The organism is Maricaulis sp., from assembly GCF_017643475.1.
Classification (GTDB): Bacteria; Pseudomonadota; Alphaproteobacteria; order Caulobacterales; family Maricaulaceae; genus Maricaulis.
In genome coordinates this window covers 592584-605666 of record NZ_JAEPNI010000002.1, presented here as the reverse complement: position 1 = coordinate 605666, position 13083 = coordinate 592584, and the positions used below count along the sequence as shown (strand labels likewise).

At 61.9% G+C, this 13083-nt stretch carries 12 protein-coding genes; 2 read left to right on the top strand and 10 right to left on the bottom strand.

The annotated features are described in order from the left end of the window. The first annotated feature begins 16 nt into the window (after positions 1–16). A complete protein-coding gene (locus tag JJ889_RS10310) occupies positions 17–1105 on the top strand; it encodes a serine hydrolase (RefSeq protein WP_291894718.1) in 1089 nt (362 codons plus the stop codon). Between the two features lie 85 nt (positions 1106–1190). Here JJ889_RS10310 and JJ889_RS10305 read toward each other — a convergent pair whose 3' ends face one another. The 9 genes from JJ889_RS10305 to JJ889_RS10265 form a co-directional block, all read right to left on the bottom strand. Then, positions 1191–1727 (bottom strand): F0F1 ATP synthase subunit B, encoded by a 537-nt coding sequence (locus JJ889_RS10305; RefSeq protein ID WP_291894715.1) that lies wholly within the window; start codon positions 1725–1727, stop codon positions 1191–1193. A 2-nt stretch (positions 1728–1729) separates the two neighbouring features. Then, positions 1730–2284 carry a F0F1 ATP synthase subunit B' gene (locus JJ889_RS10300; RefSeq protein ID WP_291894713.1) on the bottom strand — a complete coding sequence of 185 codons (555 nt, stop codon included), beginning with the start codon at positions 2282–2284 and terminating at the stop codon, positions 1730–1732. Between the two features lie 84 nt (positions 2285–2368). Next, a complete protein-coding gene (locus JJ889_RS10295; protein WP_291894710.1) occupies positions 2369–2593 on the bottom strand; it encodes a F0F1 ATP synthase subunit C in 225 nt (74 codons plus the stop codon). Positions 2594–2644: 51 nt separating this feature from the next. Then, positions 2645–3439 (bottom strand): F0F1 ATP synthase subunit A, encoded by a 795-nt coding sequence (locus tag JJ889_RS10290; protein ID WP_291894707.1) that lies wholly within the window; start codon positions 3437–3439, stop codon positions 2645–2647. A 53-nt stretch (positions 3440–3492) separates the two neighbouring features. Then, complete coding sequence (locus tag JJ889_RS10285; RefSeq protein ID WP_291894704.1) at positions 3493–3828, bottom strand: AtpZ/AtpI family protein; 336 nt, start codon at positions 3826–3828, stop codon at positions 3493–3495. Between the two features lie 109 nt (positions 3829–3937). Continuing rightward, a complete protein-coding gene (smc, locus tag JJ889_RS10280; RefSeq protein WP_291894701.1) occupies positions 3938–7384 on the bottom strand; it encodes a chromosome segregation protein SMC in 3447 nt (1148 codons plus the stop codon). A 66-nt stretch (positions 7385–7450) separates the two neighbouring features. After that, positions 7451–8164: a thioredoxin domain-containing protein gene (locus JJ889_RS10275; RefSeq protein WP_291894698.1), complete on the bottom strand. Its 714-nt coding sequence runs from the start codon at positions 8162–8164 to the stop codon at positions 7451–7453. Positions 8165–8169: 5 nt separating this feature from the next. Next, on the bottom strand, positions 8170–8892 hold the full coding sequence (locus JJ889_RS10270; protein ID WP_291894696.1) for a thioredoxin domain-containing protein: 723 nt from the start codon (positions 8890–8892) through the stop codon (positions 8170–8172). Between the two features lie 18 nt (positions 8893–8910). Next, the gene (locus JJ889_RS10265; RefSeq protein ID WP_291894693.1) at positions 8911–9438 is read right to left on the bottom strand and encodes a DUF721 domain-containing protein; all 528 of its coding nucleotides are present in this window, start codon (positions 9436–9438) and stop codon (positions 8911–8913) included. 47 nt (positions 9439–9485) lie between these two features. Between JJ889_RS10265 and mutY the strand changes: the two genes are divergently transcribed. Continuing rightward, entirely contained in the window at positions 9486–10547 is a 1062-nt protein-coding gene (gene mutY / locus JJ889_RS10260; RefSeq protein ID WP_291894690.1) for an A/G-specific adenine glycosylase, read from the top strand. Here the strand turns inward: mutY and JJ889_RS10255 are convergent. Continuing rightward, positions 10544–13054 (bottom strand): ATP-binding protein, encoded by a 2511-nt coding sequence (locus JJ889_RS10255; protein ID WP_291894687.1) that lies wholly within the window; start codon positions 13052–13054, stop codon positions 10544–10546. The two genes, mutY and JJ889_RS10255, sit on opposite strands and share 4 nt — an antisense overlap. Positions 13055–13083 lie beyond the last annotated feature (29 nt).

Genomic DNA, 13083 nt, shown 5'->3' with positions numbered 1-13083 from the left:
AGATCGAGAGAAGTGAATGTTAGTAAGACAAGCCCTGCTGGCCGGTATTGCGGCTCTGGTTTCCGGTTCTGTCCAGGCAGAGGACCAGGCCGCCGGATTGCAGGCCGAGATTGAAAACTGGGCGCAGTCGCGCGCGTTCAACGGTGTGATCCTGTTCGACGGTGATCAGGATGTTCGTTATGTGCACGGGACGGCTGACCCTGAAACGGACCGGCCCCTGACCATGGACACCCGTTTCCAGACGGGGTCGGTGGAAAAATACTTCGCGGCCATCACCGTCTTTGCACTCGTGGAACAGGGCGTGCTGGATCTCGATGCCCCGATTTCGGACTACCTGCCTGACTACCGGGCCGATACGGGCAGTGCGGTCACCCTGCGTGACCTGCTCACAAACCGGTCCGGCTTGCCCAACGACATGGTCAATGCCTTCAGAAGGATCGCGTCCGGCGAGGCCGAACGTGTCGATGCCATGAGCAGCACACAGGCCGTGACCGAATTCGCCAGTGGCGATCTCAACCAGGTTCCGGGCGAGGTGTTCGACTATGTTCTCGTCAACTGGTTGCTCGTTCAGCATGTTGTCGAGCGGGCTTCAGGCATGAGCTATCCGGAGGCCCGGCAGGATTTTGTCTTCACCCGGGCAGGCATGAGCCAGAGTGGCGGATATATCCATGATCTGGGCAGCACGGAGCCGCATGTTCTCGATGTCGCCATCGGGTTTGATCCGGCGGATGCCAACGGGCAGGGCGATTACTGGACCCCGCAATGGTTCAAGGGCAGCTATACGACGGCCCGGGACCTGCAGCGGCTGGAGCGCGCGCTTGATGATGGCGATGTGCTGAACCCGGACAGCCTGGGCGAGTTTCGTTCGGTCCAGGTGCCTGACAGCCGATATGCCTATGGTGGACGCTTCTCTACGTGGGAGCTATGTGGCGAACAGTTCACTGTTTCAACGCAGGCAGGGTCCAATGGCGCGTCGAACATGATCTCTGCCTACCTGCCTGCCCGCAGGATTGGTGCCGCCATGACGACCAATGTCGACACCAGTCAGGGACAGATGTTCGAATTTGCGCACCGGCTCTTCGAGATCGAGCTCGGGTGTGGCTGACAAGGCGCTGCCCCCGTTTTGACCAGGCAAAAGAAAAGGCCCGGAGATGCTCCGGGCCTTGTTCGTTCCGACAGTGCTGCGAGCCTTAGTTCAGGCGGTCCGCAACGGCCTTGATGTCTGCATCGACAATCTTATTCAGATCCGTCTTCTTCAGCTTGGACTGAAGGATTTCCTCGGCGGCGGCAGCAGCCAGCTCGGCAGCAGCGGCCTTGACCTCTGCAGCAGCCTGGGCTTCGGCCTGGGCGATACGCTGTTCGGCCATGGCCGTGCGACGCTCGAGGCGCTCGGTGAGTTCCTTGCGGGACTCTTCCTTCAGCATCTTCGCCTCGGACTTGGCTTGGGCGATGATCGCTTCGGCTTCCGCCTCGGCTTCACGCTGTTTGCGCTGGTAGGAGGCGAGCATTTCAGCCGCTTCCTCGCGCAGGCGCTTGGCGTCCTCGAGTTCGTTCTTGATGCCTTCGGCACGCTCGTCGAGCGTCTTGGCGATCGTCTTGAACACGCCCATGTACATGAGCAGGCCAAAGAACACGACCAGGGCCAGGGAGGCGTAGAAAGACGGGTCTGCGAGCAGATACTCGACCAGGCTCTGTTCGCCGTAAGCTTCTTCAGCAGCAATCCGCATGATCAAGCTCCCTTCATGGCGCCATCGACAGCCTTCTCGGCGTCTTTGTCGCTGACTTCAACGCCGGCCAGGGCTTCAACGGCAGCAGCCGTTGCGCTGGCGGCGATACCGCGAACCTCGGCGAAAGCCTTGTCCTTGGCAGCGCGAATGGACGCTTCAGCAGCTTCCTGCTTCTCGGCCAGTTCCGCTTCTACCTTGGCAGCTTCCTGCGCCAGTTCCTTGTCCAGGGCGTCACGCGTGTCAGCAGCAATGCCGTGAGCCTTGGAACGAGCTTCCGCGAGGGACTTCTCGTAAGCCTCACCGGCTGCTTCTGCATCAGCTTTCGCCTGGGCAGCGGCATCCAGATCGTCCGCGATACGGTCGCGGCGGTCTTCGATCGTCGTCTTGATCTTCGGCAGGATAAAGCGATCCAGCGCGATGTAGAGAACTACAAAGCTGATCGCCAGCCAGAAGAGCTGGGACGGGAAATATGTCGGGTCGAAGGGCGGGAAGACGTCCGATGCCGCGTGAGCTGCATCTGCGCCGTGAGCCGCTTCTTGTTCCGGTGCGAGCGTCATGGAACGCCTGCTCCTATGTCAAAGGTGCTCCCGAAAGGGAGCAAGAGCGCGCGGCAATCCGGTGATTACCGCGCGAACCTGATATTAGCCGAACAGGGCCAGCAGGGCGATGAGCAGGGAGAAGATGCCCAGTGCCTCGGTAACGGCGAAGCCGAAGATCAGGTTGCCGAACTGCTGCTGAGCAGCAGACGGGTTGCGCATAGCGCCCTGAAGGAAGGAACCGAAGATGTTGCCAACGCCAATGGCTGCACCGAGCATACCAAGGCAAGCCAGACCGGCGCCGATGTAACGAGCTGCTTCCGCTTCCATTTTGAAACTCCTTTAGAAGATCGTGTAGCTGTGAGTGAAACGACGTCCTGCTTAGTGTCCTGGGTGCAGGGCGTCGGAAAGGTAGATGCAGGTCAGGATCGCGAAGACATATGCCTGCAGGAAAGCGACCAGGAATTCGAGAGCCGTCAGCGCCAGCGTCATGGCGAACGGAAGGATACCGACGAGGTAACCGGCCGCGCCCAGAGCGCCTGCAAGCATGACGATGAAGCCGGCGAACACTTTGAGCAGGATGTGACCTGCCAGCATGTTCGCGAACAGACGTACCGAGTGCGAAATCGGACGGCTGACGAAAGAGATGATCTCGATCACCGTCACGAAAGGCAGGATGTACATCGGTACACCGGAAGGTACGAAGAGCTTGAAGAATTTCGGGCCGTTCTTGAAAAGGCCGTAAACCAGCACCGTCAGCCAGACCATCATAGCGAGGGCCGCCGTGACGATGATGTGCGAGGTGATGGTGAAGGAGTGCCAGCCCGGCGCCGGGAAATACGGGAACATGCCGAGCATGTTGGCGACCAGGATGAAGATGAAGAGCGTAAAGACAAACGGGAAGAAGCGCAGCGCGTCGGAACCCGCCGTCGAGCGCAACATGTCTGCCACAAAACCGTAGATGATCTCGGCCACCGACTGCGAACGGCTCGGGATCGTCGCACGACGCCCCATAGCGGTGGAAAACAGCACGATGGTCAAAACCGAGGTCAGGACCATGAAGAAGCTGGAGTTGGTAAAGGACAGATCGTAGCCGAAGAGCTCAAAATGAAGCTCGCGACCGAAGAACTCCACCGTGTGGACTTCGAACTGCTTGATCGGGTTGGTGTCTGCCACGCCCGGCCTCTTTCATGTCTTGCGGAACAAGCCGCTGTCTACCCAAGGAAACGTCAGCTTTCGCTGTTTGTTTCCGAATTAATCTCTTTGGCGGCCCTGACCACATTCAATGTGCCCGAGGCGAAGCCGAACATTGTTCCGATGACCAGTCCCCACGGTCCCGAACCAGCGACCAGGTCTACAATGAAACCCAGCGCGGATCCGACGAACACGCCTGCGAAGAACTCGGATCCGTATCGCATCCCGAGGGACCATGCGGATCGCGGCTCATCCTGCGTCTTTGCTCTGCGGGCTTCGCGCTGCGCGTCAATACGCTGCTGCAAGGCTTCGAGGTCGGATTTGGATGGGTCGCTCAGAGTGTTGTCTTCACAAGACTGATTAATCGGCACACCTATGAAAGAGGACCCCCCATAGGCGCGCGCAAACTATCCTCGGGGCTTGGACAAGTCAAGCAATGGTGCGGGTGCGGTAAGTGTAAGTAATTAAAGCAATAAATTGCTATTCGGCCGCGATCAACTGTTCCGCGGCTACCAGGTCCACCGAGACAAGTTGCGAAACGCCGCGTTCGGCCATGGTCACGCCGAACAGGCGATCGACCCGTGACATGGTCAGCGGATTGTGGGTGATGACCAGGAAACGGGTCTCGGTCAGGCGGCGCATTTCCGCCAGCATGCGGCAATAGCGGTCGACATTGGCGTCATCGAGCGGGGCGTCGACCTCATCCATCACACAGACCGGGGCCGGATTAGAGAGGAAGACCGCAAAGATCAGTGCGGACGCGGTCAGCGCCTGTTCGCCACCGGACATCAGTGACATTGAGTCGAGTTTCTTGCCCGGCGGGCAGGCGAAGATCTCCAGCCCGGCTTCCAGCGGATCATCATCCTCGGTCAGGCGCAGCTCGGCATGGCCACCCTCGAACAGGGTGGCAAACAGATTGCGGAAATGTCCGTCGACGATTTCAAAAGCCTCAAGCAGGCGCGCCCGGCCTTCGCGGGAGAGTTCATCCACCGCCTTGCGCAGGCGGCTGATGGCTTCCAGCAGGTCATCGCGCTCCTTGGCCATTTCCTCGACGGTCTTGGCCAGTTCCTCAGCCTCTTCGTCAGCCCGCAGATTGACCGCGCCCAGGCGATCACGTGAAGCGCGGGCCTCGTTGAGGCGGCGCTCCAGCTCGTCCGGGGACAGGCTGGTGATGTCCTCGTCCTCGATTCGTGCGGCCAGTGCACCTGGTGCAGACCCGGTCGCGTCCTGAAGACGTTCCGTGGTTTCGTTGAGGCGTTCGCGTGCGCCAGACAGGCGGGCTTCGGCTGCGGCGCGGCTTTCCCGGGCAGCAGAGGCGGCGGCCTCGGCCTTGCGGGCGGCGCTGTCAGCATCCTTGACCTGGTCCTCGGTGGCGCTGGCTTTTTCTCGAGCTTCGCGTGCGACGTCTTCCGCCTTGTCGATCTTGTCACCGAGCGCGTGGAGCTGTTCCTCCAGCTTGGCCGGCAGTTCGCGGGTTTCGGTCAGCCGCGTCTCGGTCTCGCTGATCTGTTTGGCAATATCGCCCAGCTGGTTGCGCGCGCTTTCACAGCGCTTGGCCCAGGCATCATGTTCGCGTTGCAGGGCGACCTTGCGCTGTTTGCGCATTTCCGATTCGCGGCGGACGCTCTCAAAGGCAGCGCGGGCGTCGGCGGCGGCCATGCGGGCACGTTCAGCTTCCTCGCGCGCCAGTTCCAGCGCCTCGATATCCGCTTCTGCCTGGGCATCGGCTTCACACGCCAGGGCGGCGGTCTCGTGAGCGGCGCGGGTTTCAGCGAGTTCCGCGGCCAGGCGTTCCAGGCGTTCCTTGAGGGCCGTGGCGCGGGCACCGTCCTTGGCGGCCTTCTCGCGCAGATCACCAACACGATTGATGGCGCTGCGGGCAGACCGGTCTGCTTCCGGCAGGGCTTCGCGGGCGGCGATGGCGTCCTGGCGTGCCTTGCTGACAGCGGAGTGGGCCGCGTCCTTCTCTTCAAGCGCCGTTTCCAGCGGCCCCGTTTGAGCTTTCAGCTCGCTCTCGATTTCCTCGAGGCGATTTCGCTGTTCAAGGCGGGCGACGGCAGCTGTTGGAGCGTCGGCCCGGGCGACCAGACCGTCCCAGCGCCAGAGATCACCCTCCTGGGTGACGATGATCTGGCCCGGCTTGAGCTTTTTCGAAGCTTCTTCCGCGCGCTCCGGCTTGACCACGCCGATGGAGTCGAGGCGCGCCTTGAGGGCGGCAGGTGCCTTGACGTGGTCGGACAGCGGCACCGAGCCACCGGGCAGCTGGTCCAGCTTGATGGCGATTTCCTGCCAGTGGCGCGGGGCGTCATCATCCAGCGAGGCATCGAGGTCATCGCCGAGCGCTGCGGCCAGGGCCTGCTCGAAACCCGGGCGGGCGCGAACGGCGTCAACGGCAGGGTTGGGCGTGTCCTGGGTGGAGGATGCCAGCAGGCGTTCCAGCGCCTGCGCCTCGCGCTGCAGGGCTTCATGGTCGGACTGGCGTTGGCGATAAATGTCCATCGCCTGTTCAAACGCGCCCTCGGCCTCGGAGCGGATGGCGTCAGCGGTTTCCGAACGAGTCTTGGCGAGGGTCAGCGCCTGTTCCGCAGTTTCCACGGCGGTCTCGGCATCAGCCAGATCGGCCAGGGCGGTGGAGGCCTGGACACGTTCCAGCTCTTCGGTCGCCGAGGTCATCTCGCGCTCGATCTGGTTGAGGCGTGCGGCCAGGCGTTCGGCATCACGGCGAGCCGCTTCCAGGGCAGCACGGTTCTCGGCAGCCTCGCGGGCCTTCGCGTCCAGAACGGCTTCCTTCTGGGTGCGGCGCTCCTCGGCATCCCTCGACGCGGCCTCGGCAAAGGACAGCGCGTCCTTCTCCTTGTTGGTTTCCTCGTCCAGACGCTCGATCTGGGCGGCGGTTTCACCGCGCGAGCTCTCGGCATCCTCGGCGATCTGTTCCTCGCGGCGGGTGGAGGCCGCGAGCTCGTTCAGCCGGGTTTCAAAACCGGTAATGCGGTTCTGCACGTCGCTCGCATCGCGTTCCAGTCGATCGCGTTCGCGCTCCAGCGCCCGCAGGGCTGCGGCGGCCTCGGCCTCTGCCAGGCGTGCGGGCTCTCGGGCCGCGGCCTCGACCTCGGCCTTTGTCCGGGCATCAGCGGCGGAGCGGGTCGCCGTCTCGGCGGCTTCCAGGCATTCGGCCAGTGCACCTTCGGCTTCCTCGACCTGGCTGGCGGCATGGCGCCAGCGGTTCAGCCAGACGGCCGCTTCCAGCGTGCGGATGCTGGTGGAAAGCTTGCGGTAGCGAGAGGCCTGGCGCGCCTGTTTCTGCAGGGCCGAGTGACGACTGTCCGTCTCGTCGATGACCTCCTGCAGGCGCTCTAGATTGGTCTCGGCACCCTTTAGGCGCAGCTCCGCCTCGTGCCGGCGCGCGCGCAGACCGGAGACGCCAGCGGCTTCTTCGAGAACACGGCGGCGGTTCTGCGGCTTGGCAGCGATGAGTTCGGAGATCTGGCCCTGGCGGACGAGAGCGGGCGAGTTGGCGCCCGTGCCGGCGTCGGCGAACAGCAGCTGGACGTCCTTGGCGCGGACTTCCTCTCCATTGATCTTGTAGGCAGAGCCGGCACCACGGGTGATCCGACGGGTGACTTCCAACGTCGGCGCGTCATTGAAGGCCGGCGGAGCACGACGCTCCGCATTGTCGATGGTCAGGACAACTTCAGCATGGTTGCGAGCCGGGCGCATGTCGGTGCCGGCGAAGATGACGTCTTCCATACCGCCGCCGCGCAGCGACTTGGCAGAGGTGGCACCCATGACCCAGCGCAGGGCTTCGAGCAGGTTGGACTTGCCGCACCCGTTCGGCCCAATAATTCCGGTCAAACCCGGATCGATCCGCAATTCGGTCGGATCGACGAAGGATTTAAATCCGGTCAGCCTGAGCTGAGTGAACTTCACCTGACCTCCGCAACGCCACTTTCACCAAGCATGCAAGGCAAATGCGGCGCTTTCCTGACAAAATGTCTAGTCCGAATCGGACTCTGTCAGAAAGTGAAGAATGATTCTCCTGAAGGAGTCTTCATCGAAGTCGCCGGAAACCCTTTCCCCATTGATGAGAAGTGGTTCGCCACGCCAGATGAGAACGAGCTCTCCATCGATGCGCTGGCCGGAGAGCAGCTCGCCATTGAAGAGGAAGGTCGGCGTGCCGCCGACCTGGTCCAGGCTGGCCTGGTAGAGATTTGATGTGAGACGCAGGTGATTGGCCTCGTCATTGAAACAGGCGAGCATCTCGTCCTGCGTCTTGCCAAGGGCGCCGGCAACCCGCGCATAGATCGACAAGACGTCGCTCTGGTTGCGCAGTCCGTCCAGGATATTGGCCTGTTCGGTGAACAACAGGTCGACGGCGTCGTAATAACGCTCTTCATCGACGCAATAGCTGAGGAAGGCACCGGCCGCGGCCATTTGCTCCGGCTGGGTGATGATCGGGCGGAAGATGAAACGGACCTGGCCCGTTTCAACAAATTCCGAGTTGATCATGTGCCAGTTCTCTTCGTGGAAATGGCCACAGTGCGGGCAGGCATAGGAGCCGTATTCGATGATTTCCAGCGGCGCATCGCTCGCGCCGAGGATTACGTCCTGCGGCGGAGGTGGCGGCGTGGATGACTGCTGTGCGTATGCGCTCCCCAGCGCAAACACGGAGATCATGAGGACGACAAGGGAACGCATCACAACAGTCATTGTCTCTAGCCTTCAGAAGACGCTTGTTGGACGAGATGGTTGATCAGGCGGCTGAAGGTCTCGGCGTCGACGATTGCGTCAACCGGCTCGCCATCAATCAGAACCACATTGCCGCCCAGCGTGAAGACGGAACGATTGCCATCGCGTTCGCTGTCGAGCAACTGGCCGTTGAAGACAAAACGCGGCGTACCAGTGATGCCCGCCTCGCCAGCGCGCTCATGGCTGTCGAGGATGGACTGGTAGATGCTCTCATCATTCAGGCAGGTGTCCATCTCGCTTTCAGACAGGCCCATGGAACGGGCGATCGCTACGTATTGCCGGCGGGCACCGCCCGGCTGGCTCGCGGCCTGGAAGATTGCGCGCTGTTGCTGCATCAACAGGCTGATCATGTCGAAATAACGATCGTCGGAGACACAGTGTGCCAGCGCAAAGCCGGCTGCAGCCAGGCGCGGCTCGCCGCTGAGCATTTCGCGCATCACAAAGCGGATCTGGCCGGTTGAGATGAAATCAGTCTCCAGCGTGTCCCAGACTTCCTCGTGGAAGGTGGCGCAGTGACCGCAGGATACAGACGCGTATTCGATCATGGTGACCGGGGCGTCGGCCGAGCCGAGGCTGCGTTCATTTGCACCGGCGCTGTCGATCGAGCCGTTGGACCCTCCGCCGCAAGCGGCCAGAGCTAGTGAGGCCGTCATGGTCACGGCAGTGAAGAATCGACGAGTAACGCTCATTCCTATCCCCTCAGATAATCAGTTTCCGCCACGGGCTTTGACGGATTTGTCAAAACGTTTCAAGGCGGACAATAACCGCGCCTCCGCAGAAGTCTCTACCTTCTCGCTGTTTTGTGAACTGGCTTGCGCTGAATTCATGCTGTTTTCGCCTGTCGGCGCAGGCCGCATACGGCCCTGTACGACACGCAGGCGAGTGGGTGAGCGAGCGCCGGCATAAGTGCTTACGCGCTCCAGGATGCGACGGCTCTCGGCCTGCAGGACAGCTGCGGCCGGGCCGCGTGCTTCCACAATCAGGGTCGAAATTCCGCCGGTGCGCTGAATGGATTTGGGTGAGCTCCACTGGGCCAGACGCTGACCGACTATCTCTGGCCAGTATTGCGTGAGCTGGTCAACGCCGACACCGAACTTTTTGGCCAGCGGACGCAGGATGCGCTCGGCGGCCCGTCCGGCGCGCGGGGCAGGGCGGATCGCTGCACGACCGCGATGGTCCTGCAGATAGCGTCCGGCTTCCTGTTCCAGGCTTGACTGTGAGGGGCGTTGTTTCATGTCACGCAGCATTGCGCCTTTGCCCAAATCCCGCAAGCTGACGCCTCATGCAAAACCGTGCCGACACCACCACGCTCAAAGACCGCCTGCTGGACTGGTATGACCGCGAAGGCCGAAGTCTGCCCTGGCGCATCCGCCCGGAGGACCGGGTCGCGGGAGTGGTTGCCGACCCGTATGCGATCTGGCTGTCGGAGATCATGCTGCAGCAGACGACCGTGCCGCACGCCACGCCCTATTGGCATCGTTTCCTTGAGCTGTGGCCGGGGGTTGAGAACCTGGCAGCTGCGCCACGTGAGGATGTCATGCGCGAGTGGGCCGGACTGGGGTATTACGCGCGGGCCCGCAATCTGCACGCCTGTGCGCAGATGGTGGCGGGCGAGCTGAACGGGGTTTTTCCGGACACGCTGAAGGGCCTGCTGGCTTTGCCAGGTGTCGGGGAATACACAGCCAACGCCATTCTGGCGGCCGCCTTCAACAAGCCGGCGAGCGTGGTGGATGGCAATGTCGAGCGGGTGATCACGCGTTTCTATCGTGTGCAAACTGCTCTGCCCAAGGCCAAGCCGGAGATCAAGAGGCTGGCAGCCGGGATCGCGTGCGAGGCGCGGTCCGGCGATTACGCCCAGGCGATCATGGATCTGGGAGCAACCGTGTGCACGCCCCGGGCGCCGGACTGTGAGCGCTGTCCCTGGTCGACGGATTGCCAGGCGCGGGCTGAGGGCGATGCGCTTCGGTATCCGCTCAAGGAAAAGAAAAAGCCCAAGCCTGTGAGGCGGGGTTTTGCCTGGCTGGTGCGCCGTGACAGGCAGGTCTGGCTGCGTACGCGAGCCGACAAGGGTCTGCTGGGCGGGATGCGAGAAATCCCGTCTACAGACTGGAAAACGGAACTGCCGGACTGGTTGCCGCCCTTTGCCGATGGGTGGACTGAGCGGGGCGAGGTGAAACACGTTTTCACGCATTTCGAGCTGAGACTGGATGTCCGTGAAGCGGCGGCGCCTGCCGACTGGACACCCTGCAGCGGTGACTGGGTGAGTGAAGAGACGCTGGACATGGAGGCCCTGCCCAGCGTTATGCGCAAGGTGCTGGCGGTGCGCAGCCGAAGCGGCGGTTAGACCGTATCCAGCGCCTCGAGCATGGCATTGAAGAAGTCCGATGCGTTGAGCGGTTTGGCGGCAAAGGCATTCATGCCGGCCTTGCGACAGGCCCGTGCGTCTTCCTCGGTGGCGTTGGCTGTGAGGGCAATGATCGGCAGTTTCGCCTTGTCGTCTTCGAAGGCGCGGATCTGGCGTGTTGCTTCCAGGCCGTCCATGATCGGCATGCGCATATCCATCAAAATCAGGTCGATGTCTTCCTTTCGCGCCGCTTCAACACCCTGTTTGCCGTCAAACGCCTCGACGACTTTCGCGCCAAGAGGTTTGAGGAAGGCCTTGGCGACCTCGCGATTGATCAGATTGTCTTCCACCAGCAGGATCGAGCGGTCGTGCAGGCTTGCATAGTGCGGGTCCCTTGCCAGTTCGACCGGTGTTTTCGCCACCGTATCGGGGCCGGCGCTCGCCTCCTCGGCTGTCAGCAGGAATTCGAAGGTGAAGGTCGAGCCACGGCCTGCAGCGGAGCGCACGCGGATGTCGCCGTCCAGCAGCCTGGCGAGATTGCGCGATATGACCAGGCCCAGCCCGGTGCCGCCAAAACGTGTGGAAATGGATGCGTCGGCTTGCTGGAAGGGCGCGAACAGCTTGTCCATCACCTCGTCGCTCATGCCGATGCCGCTGTCCTCGACCCGCACCGAGATGAGATGTCCTGCCTCGACCGGTCGGGCGCTGGCGCGGGTGGTGATGCTGCCGGTATCGGTGAACTTGATCGCGTTGGAGAGCAGGTTGGACAGGCACTGGCGCACGCGATGTGCATCGACAACACCGGACTCGGGTAGCGTGTCATCCAGCTCCAGCGTGAAACTCAACCCCTTGCCCTCGGCCTGCGCGGCAAACAGAGCGTGAATGTCCCTCAGCAATTGTGGCAGTCGTGCCTGGGTTGGGGACATCTCCAGCTTGCCCGCCTCGATCTTGGACAGGTCAAGAATATCGCTGAGCATCAGGGTCAGTGTCTCGCCTGACGCCTGGATCATCCGCGCCTGTTCCTTCTGTTCCGGCTCCTTGAGCTCAGTTTCCAGCGCCTGCGCGAGCCCGTGGATACCATTCAGCGGCGTGCGCAATTCATGGCTCATGTTGGCGATGAATTCGCCTTTGGCCTGGTTGGCCTTTTCCAGCTGGCGTGTGCGTGCCTCGACCCGGTCTTCAAGCTCGTTGAGCAGTTCGCGATTGCGTAAATCCTGGTCGGCGAGGGTACGTGCCAATGTGCCGATTTCGTCGGACCGGACAGCGAGTTTGTGTGTGTTCACCTCAGTCGCGGGGGCCTGGTCGAGTGCGGGGGAGAAACGCCGGGTCAGCTGCAACAGAGGATCAACAATGTGCTGGCGGAAATACCAGAGCAGGAAGAGCGCCTGAAGGGCTACGCCGACGACGGCGAGCATGACGATTCGTGCGGTTTCGCGAATGGCATCGGCGCGCAGGGCCTGGCGGTCGAGCAATGTCACGAAGAACCAGTTCGGTCCCTCCATGCGCGAAAAGCCCACTAGCCAGCGGCCATCCGGTGTCACCAGGGCGCCATTATCCTCTGCCGTGGCCAGAATGGCCTGGTGCAGCATTTCGATACCGAGGCTTGTTCCAAGCGCATCGACCACATCCTGGGTAATCTCTCCATCAAGCAGGCTGCGATGGGCGATCAACTGGCCGGCCTGGTTGATAAACAGGTTCTGACCATCGGGAAGCGTGTCCGTCATCGCCTCAAAAAAATGCGCGCGCAGTTGAACGGTGGTGCCGAAGGCCGCGACGTGTTCGCCATCGCGGCGCAAGGGTGTGAAACAGCCTGTCGTCAGGGCTTCCCGGTTCTGGATGAAGGCGAGCTGGGAGAGCTCGTCGCAGACAAAATGACCATCCGGATTGTTCTCAGCCGTCACCAAGTCGGTGAAGCTGAACGCGGTGAGGTCAAAGTCCGGCGTGGCATCGCGGCGATAAAACATCATCCGGTCCTCGCGCTCTGCCGCTGAAATGACCAGCTCGTTCTGGGGCGTGAACAGGTAGAGATTGTCGATATGCCCGGACAGCATCTCGCCACCTTGATCAACAACATTATAGGCCGCGAGCAACAGGCGCTTTCTCGTCGTATCGAGAGGTTCGTGGGAGCTCATGAAGGCCGCGACGCCGCGATGATAATTGCCATGGTCATCGGTATAGCCGTCAAACAGCGCGTCGATGGAGCGCCGTGTCCCGTCGGGCTGAAGCGGGAAAAGCCGGTCGAATTCCTCGTCGATCCGCTCGGCCGGCAAGCCGTCCAGCCGGCGTTCGACAGCGCGTAGTGCGGATGCGTGGGCCTGGCTGATCTCATCGAACATGTGATTGGCCCGGTGCGCCCGTTCCGCAATGTACATGTCCAGGGACTGGGTCTGTTGCCGCTCGATGTCACGCCAGAAACTGACGGCGACCAGAATGGTGGCCAATACCGAGAGAGTCAGGGTCGACAGCAGGATCGCCGCCACAATTCTCAGTGTCAGTGAACGTTTCAAAACCAGCCCCTTAGCCGCACGTCACCTAG